Annotated in this window: 17 protein-coding genes; 5 read left to right on the top strand and 12 right to left on the bottom strand. The window is 67.3% G+C overall.

The window, feature by feature from the left end:
• The first annotated feature begins 163 nt into the window (after nt 1-163).
• Nucleotides 164-2,056, top strand: coding sequence for a molecular chaperone HtpG (gene htpG / locus Q0P60_RS15445; protein ID WP_294995344.1), 1,893 nt, complete (start codon nt 164-166; stop codon nt 2,054-2,056).
• A 145-nt stretch (nt 2,057-2,201) separates the two neighbouring features.
• On the opposite strand, the gene Q0P60_RS15440 is transcribed toward htpG, so the two are convergent.
• Nucleotides 2,202-2,501 (bottom strand): hypothetical protein, encoded by a 300-nt coding sequence (locus Q0P60_RS15440; protein ID WP_294995342.1) that lies wholly within the window; start codon nt 2,499-2,501, stop codon nt 2,202-2,204.
• A gap of 129 nt (nt 2,502-2,630) precedes the next feature.
• Between Q0P60_RS15440 and ftsY the strand changes: the two genes are divergently transcribed.
• The 3 genes from ftsY (at nt 2,631) to Q0P60_RS15425 (ending at nt 5,479) form a co-directional block, all read left to right on the top strand.
• Nucleotides 2,631-3,959 (top strand): signal recognition particle-docking protein FtsY, encoded by a 1,329-nt coding sequence (ftsY, locus tag Q0P60_RS15435; protein WP_294995339.1) that lies wholly within the window; start codon nt 2,631-2,633, stop codon nt 3,957-3,959.
• A gap of 120 nt (nt 3,960-4,079) precedes the next feature.
• A complete protein-coding gene (mutY, locus tag Q0P60_RS15430; protein WP_294995336.1) occupies nt 4,080-5,204 on the top strand; it encodes an A/G-specific adenine glycosylase in 1,125 nt (374 codons plus the stop codon).
• Nucleotides 5,205-5,209: 5 nt separating this feature from the next.
• Complete coding sequence (locus Q0P60_RS15425) at nt 5,210-5,479, top strand: oxidative damage protection protein (protein WP_294995333.1); 270 nt, start codon at nt 5,210-5,212, stop codon at nt 5,477-5,479.
• 74 nt (nt 5,480-5,553) lie between these two features.
• Here Q0P60_RS15425 and Q0P60_RS15420 read toward each other — a convergent pair whose 3' ends face one another.
• From Q0P60_RS15420 to Q0P60_RS15375, 10 genes are all read right to left on the bottom strand, one after another.
• Nucleotides 5,554-6,012: a DUF6491 family protein gene (locus Q0P60_RS15420; protein ID WP_294995330.1), complete on the bottom strand. Its 459-nt coding sequence runs from the start codon at nt 6,010-6,012 to the stop codon at nt 5,554-5,556.
• A 107-nt stretch (nt 6,013-6,119) separates the two neighbouring features.
• On the bottom strand, nt 6,120-6,833 hold the full coding sequence (gene lolD, locus Q0P60_RS15415; RefSeq protein WP_188489001.1) for a lipoprotein-releasing ABC transporter ATP-binding protein LolD: 714 nt from the start codon (nt 6,831-6,833) through the stop codon (nt 6,120-6,122).
• Nucleotides 6,826-8,067: a lipoprotein-releasing ABC transporter permease subunit gene (locus Q0P60_RS15410; RefSeq protein ID WP_294995324.1), complete on the bottom strand. Its 1,242-nt coding sequence runs from the start codon at nt 8,065-8,067 to the stop codon at nt 6,826-6,828. The genes lolD and Q0P60_RS15410 overlap by 8 nt, the downstream gene beginning before the upstream one ends.
• 23 nt (nt 8,068-8,090) lie before the next feature.
• Complete coding sequence (locus Q0P60_RS15405; protein WP_345780337.1) at nt 8,091-8,540, bottom strand: hypothetical protein; 450 nt, start codon at nt 8,538-8,540, stop codon at nt 8,091-8,093.
• Complete coding sequence (locus tag Q0P60_RS15400) at nt 8,491-8,739, bottom strand: succinate dehydrogenase assembly factor 2 (RefSeq protein WP_005409080.1); 249 nt, start codon at nt 8,737-8,739, stop codon at nt 8,491-8,493. Before Q0P60_RS15400 ends, Q0P60_RS15405 begins: the two co-directional genes overlap by 50 nt.
• 98 nt (nt 8,740-8,837) lie before the next feature.
• Nucleotides 8,838-9,623 carry a succinate dehydrogenase iron-sulfur subunit gene (locus Q0P60_RS15395; protein ID WP_005409079.1) on the bottom strand — a complete coding sequence of 262 codons (786 nt, stop codon included), beginning with the start codon at nt 9,621-9,623 and terminating at the stop codon, nt 8,838-8,840.
• A 66-nt stretch (nt 9,624-9,689) separates the two neighbouring features.
• On the bottom strand, nt 9,690-11,480 hold the full coding sequence (gene sdhA / locus Q0P60_RS15390; protein WP_294995320.1) for a succinate dehydrogenase flavoprotein subunit: 1,791 nt from the start codon (nt 11,478-11,480) through the stop codon (nt 9,690-9,692).
• Between the two features lie 31 nt (nt 11,481-11,511).
• Nucleotides 11,512-11,898, bottom strand: a complete 387-nt coding sequence (gene sdhD, locus Q0P60_RS15385; protein ID WP_294995317.1) for a succinate dehydrogenase, hydrophobic membrane anchor protein — start codon at nt 11,896-11,898, stop codon at nt 11,512-11,514.
• Complete coding sequence (sdhC, locus tag Q0P60_RS15380; RefSeq protein WP_005409076.1) at nt 11,895-12,287, bottom strand: succinate dehydrogenase, cytochrome b556 subunit; 393 nt, start codon at nt 12,285-12,287, stop codon at nt 11,895-11,897. The genes sdhD and sdhC overlap by 4 nt, the downstream gene beginning before the upstream one ends.
• Before the next feature lie 56 nt (nt 12,288-12,343).
• Nucleotides 12,344-12,514, bottom strand: coding sequence for a DUF1674 domain-containing protein (locus tag Q0P60_RS15375; protein WP_081284019.1), 171 nt, complete (start codon nt 12,512-12,514; stop codon nt 12,344-12,346).
• A 39-nt stretch (nt 12,515-12,553) separates the two neighbouring features.
• Between Q0P60_RS15375 and Q0P60_RS15370 the strand changes: the two genes are divergently transcribed.
• Nucleotides 12,554-13,429, top strand: coding sequence for a folate-binding protein (locus Q0P60_RS15370; protein WP_294995312.1), 876 nt, complete (start codon nt 12,554-12,556; stop codon nt 13,427-13,429).
• Nucleotides 13,430-13,629: 200 nt separating this feature from the next.
• On the opposite strand, the gene ugpC is transcribed toward Q0P60_RS15370, so the two are convergent.
• Entirely contained in the window at nt 13,630-14,712 is a 1,083-nt protein-coding gene (ugpC, locus tag Q0P60_RS15365; protein WP_294995309.1) for a sn-glycerol-3-phosphate ABC transporter ATP-binding protein UgpC, read from the bottom strand.
• Between the last annotated feature and the right edge of the window lie 38 nt (nt 14,713-14,750).

The raw sequence follows: 14,750 nt of genomic DNA, 5'->3' as shown, positions 1-14,750 counted from the left end.
CAGTGCCCCGCCCTCCCACGGAATGCCCGCCGTTGCTGTCGCGGTCGCCTCTGCGGGTGCCGGGCGCAGCCCGGCCGACCAACCCCTTGATTTCGGGACAATCAGCCATACCCCTTGGCAGGGCCGCACGCGCCGGCGCGGCATTGCACACGGAGCCTTATCGATGACCGAGACCCACCAGACCGAAACCCTTGGCTTCCAGACCGAAGTCAAGCAGCTGCTGCAGCTGATGATCCACTCGCTGTACTCCAACAAGGAGATCTTCCTTCGCGAGCTGGTCTCCAATGCCGCCGACGCCGCCGACAAGCTGCGCTTCGAAGCCCTGACCCAGCCAGCCCTGCTGGAAGGCGACAACGAGCTGCGCGTGCGCGTCAGCTTCGACGCCAGCGCACACACCATCACCATCGAAGACAACGGCATCGGCATGAGCCGCGCCGAAGCCATCGCCCACCTCGGCACCATCGCCAAGTCCGGCACCGGCGATTTCCTGCGCCAGCTGTCCGGCGACCAGAAGAAGGACTCGCAGCTGATCGGCCAGTTCGGCGTCGGCTTCTACAGCGCCTTCATCGTCGCCGACGAAGTCGAAGTGACCTCGCGCCGCGCCGGCCTGGCCGCGGGCGAAGGCGTGCGCTGGACCTCGCGCGGCGAAGGCGACTTCGAAGTCGCCACGATCGACAAGGCCGAGCGCGGCACCCGCATCGTGCTTCACCTGAAGGACGGCGAGCATGACTTCGCCGACGGCTGGCGCCTGCGCAGCATCCTCAAGAAGTACTCGGACCATATCGGCCTGCCGATCCAGATGCCCAAGGAAGGCGGCGAAGAAGGCGCTGCGCTCGAATGGGAGACCGTCAACCGCGCCAGCGCGCTGTGGACGCGCCCGCGCACCGAGATCAGCGACGCCGAGTACACCGAGTTCTACAAGCACGTGGCGCACGACCACAGCGACCCGCTGGCGTGGAGCCACAACAAGGTCGAAGGCAAGCTCGAGTACACCTCGCTGCTGTACGTGCCCGGCCGTGCACCGTTCGACCTCTACCACCGCGATGCGCCCAAGGGCCTGAAGCTGTACGTGCAGCGCGTGTTCGTGATGGACCAGGCCGAGCAGTTCCTGCCGCTGTACCTGCGCTTCATCAAGGGCGTGGTCGACTCCAACGACCTGTCGCTGAACGTCTCGCGCGAGATCCTGCAGTCCGGCCCGGTCATCGACTCGATGAAGGCGGCGCTGACCAAGCGTTCGCTGGACATGCTGGAAAAGCTGGCCGCCGACAAGCCGGAGCAGTACGCCACGTTCTGGAAGGAATTCGGCCAGGTATTGAAGGAAGGCCCGGCGGAGGACTACAACAACCGCGAGAAGGTGGCCGGGCTGCTGCGCTTCGCCTCCACCCGCGGCGATGGCGATGCGCAGAACGTGTCGCTGGCCGATTACCTCGGCCGCATGACCGAAGGCCAGGACAAGATCTATTACCTGACCGGCGAGAGCTACAGCCAGGTCCGCAACAGTCCGCACCTGGAAGTGTTCCGCAAGAAGGGCGTGGAAGTGCTGCTGCTGACCGACCGCATCGATGAGTGGCTGATGGGCTACCTGACCGATTTCGACGGCAAGGGCTTTGTCGACATCGCGCGTGGCGACCTCGACCTGGGCGCGCTGGAAACCGAAGCGGACAAGCAGGAACAGGAAGCCGCGGCCAAGGACAAGCAGGGCCTGGTCGAGCGCCTGAAGACGGTACTGGGTGACGACGTGGCCGAGGTGCGGGTCTCGCACCGCCTGACCGATTCGCCGGCGGTACTGGCCATCGGCGAACAGGACCTGGGGCTGCAGATGCGCCAGATCCTCGAGGCCAGCGGACAGAAGGTGCCGGACAGCAAGCCGGTGCTGGAGATCAACCCGGGCCACCCGCTGATCGCCAAGCTCGATGCCGAAGCGGACGGCACGCGTTTCGACGACCTCGGCCGGGTGCTGTTCGACCAGGCCGCGCTGGCCGCCGGCGACAGCCTGAAGGACCCGGGCGCGTACGTGGCACGCCTGAACAAGCTGCTGCTGGAGCTGTCGGCCTGATCGGCAGAGTGGTCGCCGGGCATGGCCCGGCGATGCTCGGGTAGAGGCCAACCCTGGTTGGCGCCCAGGACGCGTGCCAACCAAGGTGGGCACCGACCCGGGCGGGTCGAGCGGCCCAACCACGGTTGGCACCTGCCGAGGGGGCTCAGGCTTCCCGGTCCAACAGCGAACCCAGCATCTGGTCCTGGCGGCGGATCACCGTGGCATTGGCAGCGAAGGCCAGCACCTCGGCTTTCGCCGCCAGCAGGTCACCCAGCGGCGCGCCGGGATCGGCCGCCGTCGTGGTCACTTCGGCCTGCACCCCGCCCGGCTCTACGCTGCTGCGCTGCAGCTGCAGGCGCTGGGCATCGGGCGTCGCCAGGTTGGCCACGTTGTGCGCGGCCACCTGCACACCCTGCTGGGCCGCGCGCATCCCGCCGAGAGCGATTCCCATCACGTTGTTCATCGCGGTCTCCGGGCCGCCCTGCGCAGCCCTCCGAACCGGTTAACGGCCGATCGGCCGCGACCTTGAGTCCACATCGGCCAGACAGGCCCGAGTGGTAGCATATCCCCCTGATTTCAGCGCCTTTTGCCAATGCTCAGTTTTTTCCGCCGCAAGAAGCCCCAGGATGCCCCCGCAACGGAGGCCGCCAAGACCCAGCACTACTCGGCTGAAGAGCTGGCGGCGGCGTTCCCGTCGGCCGCGCCCGTCGAGGACAAGCAGCCCGCGCCGGTAACTGCGCCCACTACGCCTGCGCCGGCCACGCCGGCAGCAATCGAGCCGCCCCCGGCGGTGCCCGCGCCGGTCGCCGCCGAACCTGCTGCGGTCGAGCCCGCTCCGGTCGCCGCGGTGGCCAGCGCGGCGGTTGCGGCGGCACAGATCGACGTCGCCGCCCCAGCCATCGAAGCCGCACCCGCGCTGCCGCCCTCGCCGGCTCCGGTAGCGGTAGCGGCCAGCGACGATCTGCCGGCAACCGCGTCGGTCGACGCCGTGCCGGCGCCCGCCGGCAAGCCCGGCTGGCGCGAGCGCCTGCGCAACAGCGTCATCGCGCGCAGCTTCGGCGGCCTGTTCTCGCGCAACCCCAAGCTCGACGATGACCTGCTGGACGAGCTGGAAACCGCACTGATCACCGCCGACGTCGGCGTGGGTGCCACCACCGACCTGGTTGAAGGCCTGCGCAAGCGCATGAAGTCGCGCGAGTTCGCCGACGCCAACGCGCTGCTGGCCGCGCTGCGCGCCGAACTGATCGCGATCCTGCAGCCGGTGGCCAAGCCGCTGGTGATCGATCGCACTGCCAAGCCCTTCGTGGTGCTGACCGTCGGCGTCAACGGCGTCGGCAAGACCACCACCATCGGCAAGCTGGCCAAGCGCTTCAAGGACGATGGCCACAGCCTGATGCTGGCCGCCGGCGATACCTTCCGTGCCGCCGCTGTGGCCCAGCTGCAGGCCTGGGGCGAGCGCAACGGCGTGGCCGTGGTCGCGCAGGGGCAGAACGCGGATGCGGCGTCGGTGGCATTCGACGCACTGCAGGCCGGCAAGGCACGTGGCACCTCGGTGCTGATCGCCGACACCGCCGGCCGCCTGCACACCCAGTCCGGGCTGATGAACGAGCTGGGCAAGATCCGCCGCGTACTCGGCAAGATCGACCCCAGCGCGCCGCATGAAGTGCTGATGGTGATCGACGGCACCACCGGCCAGAATGCGTTGTCGCAGCTGCGCCAGTTCAACGCTGCAGTGAACGTGACCGGCCTGGTGGTGACCAAGCTGGACGGCACCGCCAAGGGCGGCGTGGTGTTCGCGCTGGCCCGCGAGTTCGGCATTCCGATCCGCTTCGCCGGCATCGGCGAGCGCCCGGAAGACCTGCGCGTGTTCGATCCGGAAGCCTTCGTCGACGCCCTGCTGCCCGAAGCGCTGGGCGCCTGATACGCCGTGCAGCCACGCCTGGCGTGGCTCTACTGCGCTCCGGGCCGCGCGGGATTCATCGCGGCGGCACCCACCACAGTAGAGCCACCCCATGGGTGGCTGCCCACCTCCGGAACAGCGATGCCCCGCCAGCCGCACGCCAGCGCCGCGCCAGCCCACGCAGACAGCTTCGTCACCCGACTGCTGCACTGGTTCGACGACCACGGCCGCCACGACCTGCCCTGGCAGCACCCGCGCAGTCCCTACCGGGTCTGGCTGTCGGAGATCATGCTGCAGCAGACCCAGGTGGCCACGGTGATCCCGTACTTCCAGCGCTTCCTGCAGCACTTTCCGACCCTGCCCGAGCTTGCCGCCGCCAGCAACGACGCGGTGATGGCGCAGTGGGCCGGGCTCGGCTACTACGCCCGTGCGCGCAACCTGCACGCGGCCGCCAAGCAGTGCGTGCAGCTGCACGATGGCGACCTGCCGCGTGATTTCGATGCCCTGCACGCCCTGCCCGGCATCGGCCGCAGTACCGCCGGCGCGATCCTCAGCCAGGCCTGGAACGATCCCTTCGCGATCCTCGACGGCAACGTCAAGCGCGTGCTCAGCCGCTATCACGGCATCGAAGGTTTCCCGGGGCTGCCGGCCATCGAGAAGCAGCTGTGGGTGATCGCCGAGACCCACGTGGCGCAGGTGCCGACCGGACGCCTGGCCGACTACACCCAGGCACAGATGGACCTGGGCGCGACGGTCTGCAGCCGCGCCAGGCCGGCCTGCGTGATCTGCCCGCTGCAGCACGACTGCGTGGCACGCCGCGAAGGCCGCACTGCCGAGCTGCCCACCCCGAAACCGGGCAAGACCCTGCCCGAACGCGAAGCGGTTGCCCTGCTGCTGCGCGACGCCCAGCAGCGCGTGCTGCTGCAGAAGCGGCCCGACACCGGCATCTGGGCCCAGCTGTGGACATTGCCGCAGGCCGAGGCCGGCAGCATGCTGCAGGACTGGTTCGACGCGCACGTCGACGGCTCGCTGGAAGATGCCGAGGAACTGCCGGTACTGCAGCACACCTTCAGCCACTACAAGCTGCACCTGCAGGTGCTGTCGCGGCAGGTACACGGCCTGCGCGTGGAAGAACCCACGCTGCGCTGGGTCGCCCGCGACGAGCTGCCCACGCTCGGCCTGCCGGCCCCGATCCGCAAGCTGCTTGAGGGCGCCACGACCAAGGCGCCGAAGCGAACCTCCAAGAAACCCCGCAACCACGAGTGAGTGCCATGTCCCGAACCGTCTTCTGCCAGTACCAGCAACGCGATGCCGAGGGCCTGGACTTCGTGCCCTATCCCGGCGAGCTGGGCCAGCGCATCTTCAACCACATCGGCAAGCAGGCCTGGGCCGCGTGGCTGGCGCACCAGACCATGCTGATCAACGAGAACCGCCTGTCGCCGCGCGACCCCAAGCACCGCGCGTTCCTGGAAGGCGAACTGGTCAAGTTCCTGTTCGAGAAGGACGCCGAAAAGCCGGCCGGTTTCGTACCGGAAGCCTGACAACAAAAAAGGGGACGGAGGGGATTAAGTCGTTTGTGCCACAAACGACTTAATCCCCTCCGTCCCCTTTTTGATCATTTGGCCGGGGCGGTTTCCGCCTCGCGCTCCTGTACCTGCGCCTGGCGCAGTTCCTGCTCGGAAGCGCGCAGCGCCTTCACGTCCAGCTTGCGGATGCTGTTGATGAAGCACGGCATGCGCGGGCCACCGGTAGGGTCGCGTACCAGCACCTTGTCGAACCGCGCCGAAACCCGGTTCATCTGGCTGGTCAGGCCGATCGCGGTGGCATACGGCAGGTCCTGGCAGGCACCGTTCAATTCCAGCAGATAGGCCTCGCTGGGACGGGTCCACACCGCCAGCGCGCTGTCTCCCAGTTCGGTCCAGCCATTGAGGCTGCCGAAGAACTGCATGTCGTTCTGCGGCGGCCCGGCATGGGCGCGGTACAGCTCCAGCTTGTCGGCACTGCTGAGCCGGCCGGTGGTGGCGCAGGCGGCCAGGGCCAGGCAGAGGCTGGCCATCAGGATCGGGGTCTTCATGGCGATCTCCTCGGGGAACCGACTGCGATCATGCGCCCGCCCGCGTGCCGCCGGCGCAACGGCCGGCATGCCCGTTCAGGTACCGGGAGGCGGCCGTTGCCGGCCGCTCAGACGTCGGCGTGGGCCAACGCGTGCAGGCGCCCTTCGCGCAGTTCCAGCACGCGGTCGAGGCGGCGCGCCAGGCTGCGGTCATGGGTCACCAGCACCAGGCTGGTGTGACGCGCGCGGTTGAGTTCCAGCATCAGCTCGAACACGGTACCGGCGGTACGGTCGTCCAGGTTGCCGGTCGGCTCGTCGCCGAGCACGCAGGCCGGATGGTTGACCAGGGCACGCGCCACGGCGGCGCGCTGGCGCTCGCCGCCGGACAGTTCGCCCGGCTTGTGGTCGAGCCGATGGCCGAGCCCGACCGCTTCCAGCAGCGCCGTGGCACGGCTGGAGGCCTCGGCCACGGCAGTGCCGGCCAGCAGCACCGGCATCATCACGTTTTCCAGCGCGGTGAATTCCGGCAGCAGGTGGTGGAACTGGTAGACGAAGCCCAGCGCCTGGTTGCGCAGCAGGCCGCGCGCGGTGTCCGACAGTGCCGACATCCGCTGGCCGGTGACGTAGACCTCGCCGGCGGTGGGGATGTCCAGCCCCCCCAGCAAGTGCAGCAGGGTGCTCTTGCCGGCGCCGGAGGCACCGATGATCGCCACCGTTTCGCCGGCGGTCACGGTCAGGTCCAGGCCGTCGAACACCGGGGTCTGCATGCGCCCTTCGGCGTAGGTCTTGCCCAGTGCTTCGGCACGGATCACTTCATCGCCGCGGTTGAAGACCTTATTCATAGCGCAGGGCCTCCGCCGGCTGGGTGCGTGCTGCCCGCCAGGCGGGATACAGGGTGGCCAGGAAGCTCATCAGCAGCGCCACCACGGTGATCGCGATCACGTCGCCGGTCTGCATGTCGGTCGGCAGCCCAGTGATGTAATAGACGTCCTCCGGCAGCAGCTTGACGTTGAACACGCTCTCGATGGCACCGAGGATGCGCTCCAGGTTGAGGGTCAGGGTGATGCCGCCGATCAGGCCGGCCAGCGTGCCGAAGATGCCGATCAGCGAGCCCTGCACCATGAACACCTGCATCACCCCGCCCGGGGTCAGGCCCAGCGTGCGCAGGATGGCGATGTCGGCCTGCTTGTCGGTGACCAGCATCACCTGCGACGAGACCAGGTTGAACGCGCCCATGGCGATGATCAGCGACAGCAGGATGCCCATCACCACCTTTTCCATGCGCAGTGAGTGGTACAGGTTGGCGTTCTGCTGGGTCCAGTCACTCACCCGATAGGCACCGCCCAGGCTCTGCGCCAGGTCCACGCCCACTTCCAGCGAGCGATCCATGTCGTGCAGTTTCAGGCGTACGCCGGTGGCGCCATCACTGCGCAGCACGCGCTCCAGGTCCTGCATGTTGGCAAAGCCGACGCCGCGGTCGACCTCGTTGTAACCCGCCTCGAAGATGCCACTGACGGTGAAGCGTTTCATCCGTGGCACCGCGCCGGCAGGCGTGCCCTGCACTTCGGCGAAGGTCACCAGCACCTGGTCGCCGACGTCCACGCCCAGCCAGATCGCCAGCTCCTTGCCCAGCAGCAGATTGAAGCTGCCCGGCTTGAGGCTGTCATAGCTGCCCTTGGTGACCTTCCTGTCGATCACTGACACCTTCGGCTCCAGCGCCGGATCGATGCCCTGGATGATCGCGCCCTGCACGCGCGGGCCGCTGATCATCGACTGGATCTCGATGTACGGCGCGGCACCGGCCACGCGCGGATCCTTGCGGGCCACGTCGACCACGCGCATCCAGTCCGGCATCGGCTCGCCGTCGCGGCTGATGGTGGTGTGCGCGGTCATCTGCAGCAGGCGGCTGCGGATCTCCTTCTGGAAACCGCTCATCACGGCCAGCGTGGTGATCAGCACCGTGACGCCGAGCGCGATGCCCAGGATCGATGCCATCGAGATGAAGGAGATGAAGCCGTTGCGGCGCTTGGCGCGCAGATAGCGCAGGCCAATGGCCACGGGAATGGGTTTGAACATGCAGGCACGCCGGTCAATTCAGCTTATGGTGCCATCGACCGGGGCCGACGGGAAACGCTACGTGCGGCCACAGCCAGTCGCAGTTCACGTCGCTGCCCGGAATCCAGCACATCGGGCCAGAACAACAGGCGCCGCTGGCGCCGGCCCTGACGCCAGCACAACAGCAGCCAGCGGCCGCGCACCACCAGTTGCGGCCGCTCGATGTCCTGCCCGGCCACCTGCAGCGGCTCGGGAAGCGGGGGCAGAAGCACCTGCACGCGCGGCCGGCGCTGGCGCCAGGCCAGTTCGGCCAGCCCGATGCCCCAGGCCAGCACCACCGCAGGCATCAGCAGCCGTGGCGGCAGATCCGATGCGCGCAGCAGCCAGGGGGCGGCCGCAAGCACCGCCAACTGGGCGCCAGCCTGCAGCCGCGAGGGGCACCACTCAAGGCTTGAGGGCGAGGATCTTCTGCATGAGGGGGATCGCGTGCGCATGCGGGCAGGCCTCGTAGCCCATGAACCAGCGCCACAACTTATCGTCCTCGCAATCGAGCAGGAACAGGAAAACCTCGCGCTCTTCGGTCGGCGCGGTGCTCCACTCGTGGTCCAGGTAACGGCCGAACAGCTGGTCCAGCTCACGCATGCCGCGGCGGCAGCGCCAGCGCAGCTTCTTCAGCAGAACGTCTTCTTCCATCGTGTTTCTCCAGATACAGCAAAGCCACGCATGGCGTGGCTTTGCTGGGGTGGCACAGCCACGCAGGGCGTGGCTCTACCCGGTACGGCCAGGCCCGATCAGGCGCGGCGTTCCATCATCAGCTTCTTGATCTCGGCGATCGCCAGCGCCGGATTCAGGCCCTTCGGGCAGGTCCGGGCGCAGTTCATGATGGTGTGGCAGCGGTACAGCTTGAACGGATCTTCCAGATCGTCCAGGCGCGCACCGGTGTCCTCATCGCGCGAGTCGATGATCCAGCGGTAGGCCTGCAGCAGGATTGCCGGGCCCAGGTAACGCTCGCCGTTCCACCAGTAGCTCGGGCAGCTGGTCGAGCAGCAGGCGCACAGGATGCACTCGTACAGGCCGTCCAGCTTCTTGCGGTCTTCCGGCGACTGCAGGCGCTCACGGTCCGGCGGTGCCGGCGTCTGGGTGCGGATCCACGGCTTGATCGAGGCGTACTGCGCGTAGAAGTGGGTCAGGTCCGGAACCAGATCCTTGACCACGTTCATGTGCGGCAGCGGGTAGATCGGCACTTCCTTCTTGCCGCAGTCCGAGATGGCTCGGGTGCAGGCCAGGGTGTTGGTGCCGTCGATGTTCATCGCGCACGAACCACAGATACCCTCGCGGCAGGAGCGACGGAAGGTCAGGGTCGGGTCGATCTCGTTCTTGATCTTGATCAGGGCGTCCAGGACCATCGGGCCGCAGGCGTCCAGATCGACTTCATAGGTGTCGGTACGCGGGTTGCTGTCGTCGTCCGGACTCCAGCGGTAGATCTTGAAGGTGCGCACGTTCTTGCCACCGTTCTTGACGGGGAAGTGCTTGCCCTTCGTGATCTTGGAATTCTTGGGGAGTGAAAACTCGGCCATGGCTGCTCTCGTTGGCTCAGGCGGCCCGCGCCCTTGGGCGCGGATTGCATGGTAGGCGGGGTCGGATCAGTACACGCGCGGCTTCGGCGGCACCACGGACACGTCGTCGGTCAACGTGTACATGTGCACCGGACGGTAGTCGAAGCTGCACTTGCCCTTCTCGTCGACGCTGACCAGGGTGTGCTTCTGCCAGTTGTCGTCGTCGCGGTTCGGATAGTCCTCGTGCGCATGCGCGCCGCGGCTTTCCTTGCGCTGTTCGGCCGAGTTGATCGTCGCCACCGCATTGAGCAGCAGGTTGTTCAGCTCGTAGGTCTCGATCAGGTCCGAGTTCCACACCAGCGAACGGTCGGAGACCTTCACGTCCTGGAACGAGTCGAAGATCTTGTCCATCTTCTCGCAGCCTTCCTTCAGCGTCTGGCTGGTGCGGAAGACCGCCGCGTCGGCCTGCATGGTGCGCTGCATGCGATCGCGGATGACCGAGGTCGGGGTATCGCCGTTGGCGTGGCGCAGCTTGTCCAGCAGGCCCAGCGCCTTGTCGCAGGCATCGGCGGCCAGCGACTTGTGCGATGCGCCCGGCTTGATGGTCTCGGCGCAGCGGTTGGCCACGGCACGACCAAACACCACCAGGTCCAGCAGCGAGTTCGAGCCCAGGCGGTTGGCGCCGTGCACGGACACGCAGGCCGCTTCGCCGATGGCGTACAGGCCCGGCACCACGGCATCCGGATTGTCACCGACCTTGCGCACGACTTCGCCGTGGTAGTTGGTCGGGATGCCGCCCATGTTGTAGTGCACGGTCGGGATGACCGGGATCGGCTGCTTGTGCACGTCGACGCCGGCGAAGATGCGGGCGCTCTCGGCGATGCCCGGCAGCTTCTCGTCGATCACGCCCGGGCCCAGGTGGGTCAGGTCGAGCAGGATGTGATCCTTGTGCTCGCCGACGCCGCGGCCTTCGCGGATCTCGATGGTCATCGAACGGCTGACCACGTCGCGCGAGGCCAGGTCCTTGTAGTGCGGTGCATAGCGCTCCATGAAGCGCTCGCCGCTGCTGTTGCGCAGGATGCCACCTTCACCGCGGACGCCCTCGGTGATCAGGCAGCCAGCACCATAGATGCCGGTCGGGTGGAACTGCACGAACTCCATGTCCTGCATGGCGATGCCGGCGCGCATGGCCAGGCCGCCACCGTCGCCGGTGCAGGTATGCGCCGAGGTGGCGCTGAAATAGGCACGGCCGTAGCCACCGGTGGCCAGCACCACGCCCTGGGCGCGGAACAGGTGCAGGGTGCCGTCGGACATGTCCAGGGCCAGCACACCGCGGCAGGCGCCTTCCTCATCGAAGATCAGGTCGAGCGCGAAGTACTCGATCATGAAGCGCGCATCGTGCTTCAGCGACTGCTGGTACAGGGTATGCAGCATCGCGTGGCCGGTACGGTCGGCCGCCGCGCAGGTACGCTGCGCTGCCGGGCCTTCGCCGTACTTGGTGGTCATGCCACCGAACGGACGCTGGTAGATCTTGCCTTCGGCGGTGCGCGAGAACGGCACGCCGTAGTGCTCGAGCTCGATGATGGCCGGAATGGCCTCACGGCACATGTATTCGATGGCGTCCTGGTCGCCCAGCCAGTCCGAACCCTTGATGGTGTCGAAGAAGTGGTAGCGCCAGTCGTCCTCGCCCATGTTGGCGAGCGCGGCCGAGATACCGCCCTGGGCGGCAACGGTGTGCGAACGGGTCGGGAAGACCTTGGTCAGGCACACGGTCTGCAGGCCCTTGGCGGCCAGGCCGAACGTGGCGCGCAGGCCGGCGCCGCCGGCGCCCACCACGACCATGTCGTACTTGTGTTCGGTGATCTTGTAAGCGGACATCTAATCTGGATTCCTGTGTTGGTGCCTGGGCTCAGGCAACGCCGAGGGCGATGCGGCCCACCGCAAACACACTGACGATCATGCCGAGCACGGCGACGAACTTCACCGCGGTCTGCAGCACCAGGGCCAGCAGCGATTCGTGGATGTAGTCTTCCAGCACGACCTGCATGCCGAGCTGTGCGTGCCAGAACATGGCGATCAGCAGGCCGATCAGCGGCACCGCATTCCACGGCTTGGCCACGGCGGCGGCAGCGGTCGCGTAGTCCGAGCCGAGCAGGCTCAGCACGAAGACCAGGAACCAGATGCCCAGCACCACCAGGGCGGCGGCGGTCAGGCGCTGGTGCACGAAGTGCTCGGTGCCGGTCTTGGCCGAGCCAAGGCCGCGCACGCTCTTCAACGGGGTACGGAACTTGCTCACGCGGCACCTCCGAACATCACGTAGGCCCACACCAGCAGGGTGATCACCAGGCTGCCGGTGACCGACAGCCAGCTGCTGCGGATGAAGGCGGGGATGCTGAAGCCGATGGCGAAGTCCTGCACCACATGGCGGATGCCATTGCACAGGTGATAGGCGAACGACCATGTCCACGCGAACAGGAACACGCGGCCATACCAGGCCCCGGCATGGCCGGTGAAGCAGTTCCAGGACTCGGGCCCCATCATCAGGGCCAGCAGGCCGGCGGCGATGATGAGGGCACCAACAGACAGAAAGACGCCAGTGGCTCGATGCAGGATCGAGGTGGCCATCTGAATCTGCCAGCGATACACCTGAAGGTGCGGGGAAAGTGGGCGTTGTCTGGTCGCCATTCGCTGGGCTCGTTGTCTCGGCTGGGCGGCACACGGCCGCGTTGGCTCAATGCTGATCAGAAATCGATGCAGCGTCCGTTTTTCTCCCAATCGCCATACCGCACCGGATCAAGTCCGCCGCGGCCGCCGAATTCCTCCACCTTTTCCTGTTCCACGGGCACGGGTGCCGCGGGGACCAGCGGGGCTTCAGTTTCGTCGTCGGGAGTGGGGGTTGTTTGGCCTATCATGTTCGGTCTCGCAACGCACAAATTTTAGACCTCGTTCACGTGCCTGACAACCTGCCCCCTGCTTTCGTCGGATATCCGCGCCTGCCCGGCCACCAGCTGCTGAGCCTGCAGGGTGCCGACGCGGCCGTTTTCGCCCATGCCCAGTTCAGCAGCGACGTCACTGCCCTGCCCCTGCTGCACTGGCAGTGGAGCGCCTGGCTGAGCGCCAAGGGCCGCACCCTGGCGGTGTTCCAGCTGCTGCGGCTGGCGGAAGACCATGTATTGCTGGTGCTGGCCGACGGCGATGCCGATGCGATTGCGTCGCAACTGCAGCGCTTCGTGTTCCGGCGCAAGGTGAAGGTGCTGCTGCGCAGCGACCTGGCGGTGGCCGGCGCCTTCACTGCCCCCGAGGCCGCCAGCGGTGGCGCCATCGCGCGCAGCGCGGGCGACGGCTGGGAGCTGGACCTGGGCAGCGATGCACTGCCGCGTACCCTGCGTATCGGTGCCGCCGATGCGTTCGCGCCGGCCAGCGAGGCCGATGAGGCCGCCTTCGCCCTGGCCTGGCGCCAGGCCGACCTGCGCTTTGGGCTGCCGCGGCTGGAACAGAGCCAGCGCGAAGTGTGGACGCCGCAGCAGCTGGGCCTGGACCGCCTGAACGGCTACAGCGTGAAGAAGGGCTGCTATCCCGGCCAGGAGATCGTTGCCCGCACCCACTTCCTCGGCAAGGCCAAGCGCGCGGTGCAGCTGCTGCATACCGCGGCACCGGCCCAGGCCGGCGATGGCGTGCAGCAGGACGGCGCGGCGCTCGGCACCATCGCCAGCGTGGCCGGCGACCTGGCACTGGCGGTCCTGCCGCTCGAAGCCAGCGATGCCGACCTGCAGGTGGGCGCTGCCATCGCACAGCGCCTGCCGCTGCTGGACGGATTGGCGCGCTGAATCGGAAGGGCTCTCATCCACGCAGGGCGTGGATCTACTGCTCATCCACGCATGGCGTGGATCTACTGCTCATCCGCGCATGGCGTGGATCTACTGCTCATCCACGCAGGGCGTGGATCTACTGACCGGCCCGGTGGGTGCGGCCCCTTGCCGGTGGGTGCGGACCGTTGGTCCGCACGCCCCCAGGTAGTGCCGGCCGCTTACAGGCGCTCGCCGCTCTCTGCATTGAAGAAGTGCAGGCCCTGCGGATGGATCGCCACCCGGATCTCTTCGCCCACCGCCGGCAGCGACTGCGGCGCCACGCGCATGGTCAGCGCGTGCTGACCACTGCTCAGGTTGACGAAAATCTCGTTGCCAACCGGTTCGATGCCTTCGATGCGCGCACTGAACGCATGCGCGTCATCGGCGCCGGCCGGCTGCAGGTGCTCCGGGCGCACGCCGACCGCGATCGGCTTCTGCAGCCACGCCGGATCGATCGTGGCCTGGCCCAGCGGCGCACGCCATTGGCCATCCACCACGGTCACGCCACTGGCATCGCCCTGCAGCGTGCCGCGCAGCACGTTCATCGCCGGGCTGCCGAGGAAACCGGCCACGAACAGGTTGGCCGGGCGGTCGTACAGCGCCATCGGTGTGTCGATCTGCTGGATGATGCCGTCCTTCAGCACCACGATGCGCTGGCCCAGGGTCATTGCTTCGACCTGGTCGTGGGTCACGTAGATCATGGTGGTGCCGAGCTTGCGGTGCAGCTGCGCAATCTCGGTGCGCACGCTGTGGCGCAGCTTCGCATCCAGGTTGGACAGCGGCTCGTCAAGCAGGAACACCGCCGGCTCGCGCACCAGCGCACGGCCCAGCGCCACGCGCTGGCGCTGGCCGCCGGACATCGCCTTGGGCAGCTTGTCCATCATCTCGGTCAGGCCCAGCGTCTGTGCCGCCTCGGCGATGCGCTTGTCGATGGTCGCCTTGTCGTGGCCGCGCAGCTTCAGGCCGAAGGCCAGGTTCTCGGCCACGGTCATATGCGGGTACAGCGCGTAGCTCTGGAACACCATCGCGATGTCGCGATCCTTCGGCGCCACGTCGTTGACCACGCGATCGCCAATGGTCAGCGTGCCACCACTGATCTCTTCCAGGCCGGCCACCATCCGCAGCAGGGTCGACTTGCCACAGCCGGACGGGCCGACCAGCACCATCAGCTCGCCGTCGGCGACCTCGAAGCTGGCGTCCTTCACCGCGACCTGGCCGTTGTCATAGACCTTGCGCACACCCTGCAACTGCACTTTTGCCATATCACCTATCCGGTCCGCCCGAAGCCGGGCTGTCTTTT

Source organism: uncultured Stenotrophomonas sp., assembly GCF_945952405.1.
Lineage (GTDB): Bacteria > Pseudomonadota > Gammaproteobacteria > Xanthomonadales > Xanthomonadaceae > Stenotrophomonas.
This window is presented reverse-complemented; position numbering and strand designations above follow the sequence as displayed.

Excerpts from the sequence above, each read along its gene's own strand:
- htpG (WP_294995344.1), top strand. The coding sequence starts at position 164 with ATGACCGAGACCCACCAGACCGAAACCCTTGGCTTCCAGACCGAAGTC.
- Q0P60_RS15440 (WP_294995342.1), bottom strand. The coding sequence starts at position 2,501 with ATGAACAACGTGATGGGAATCGCTCTCGGCGGGATGCGCGCGGCCCAG.
- ftsY (WP_294995339.1), top strand. The coding sequence starts at position 2,631 with ATGCTCAGTTTTTTCCGCCGCAAGAAGCCCCAGGATGCCCCCGCAACG.
- mutY (WP_294995336.1), top strand. The coding sequence starts at position 4,080 with ATGCCCCGCCAGCCGCACGCCAGCGCCGCGCCAGCCCACGCAGACAGC.
- Q0P60_RS15425 (WP_294995333.1), top strand. The coding sequence starts at position 5,210 with ATGTCCCGAACCGTCTTCTGCCAGTACCAGCAACGCGATGCCGAGGGC.
- Q0P60_RS15420 (WP_294995330.1), bottom strand. The coding sequence starts at position 6,012 with ATGAAGACCCCGATCCTGATGGCCAGCCTCTGCCTGGCCCTGGCCGCC.
- lolD (WP_188489001.1), bottom strand. The coding sequence starts at position 6,833 with ATGAATAAGGTCTTCAACCGCGGCGATGAAGTGATCCGTGCCGAAGCA.
- Q0P60_RS15410 (WP_294995324.1), bottom strand. The coding sequence starts at position 8,067 with ATGTTCAAACCCATTCCCGTGGCCATTGGCCTGCGCTATCTGCGCGCC.
- Q0P60_RS15405 (WP_345780337.1), bottom strand. The coding sequence starts at position 8,540 with ATGCGCACGCGATCCCCCTCATGCAGAAGATCCTCGCCCTCAAGCCTT.
- Q0P60_RS15400 (WP_005409080.1), bottom strand. The coding sequence starts at position 8,739 with ATGGAAGAAGACGTTCTGCTGAAGAAGCTGCGCTGGCGCTGCCGCCGC.
- Q0P60_RS15395 (WP_005409079.1), bottom strand. The coding sequence starts at position 9,623 with ATGGCCGAGTTTTCACTCCCCAAGAATTCCAAGATCACGAAGGGCAAG.
- sdhA (WP_294995320.1), bottom strand. The coding sequence starts at position 11,480 with ATGTCCGCTTACAAGATCACCGAACACAAGTACGACATGGTCGTGGTG.
- sdhC (WP_005409076.1), bottom strand. The coding sequence starts at position 12,287 with ATGGCGACCAGACAACGCCCACTTTCCCCGCACCTTCAGGTGTATCGC.
- Q0P60_RS15375 (WP_081284019.1), bottom strand. The coding sequence starts at position 12,514 with ATGATAGGCCAAACAACCCCCACTCCCGACGACGAAACTGAAGCCCCG.
- ugpC (WP_294995309.1), bottom strand. The coding sequence starts at position 14,712 with ATGGCAAAAGTGCAGTTGCAGGGTGTGCGCAAGGTCTATGACAACGGC.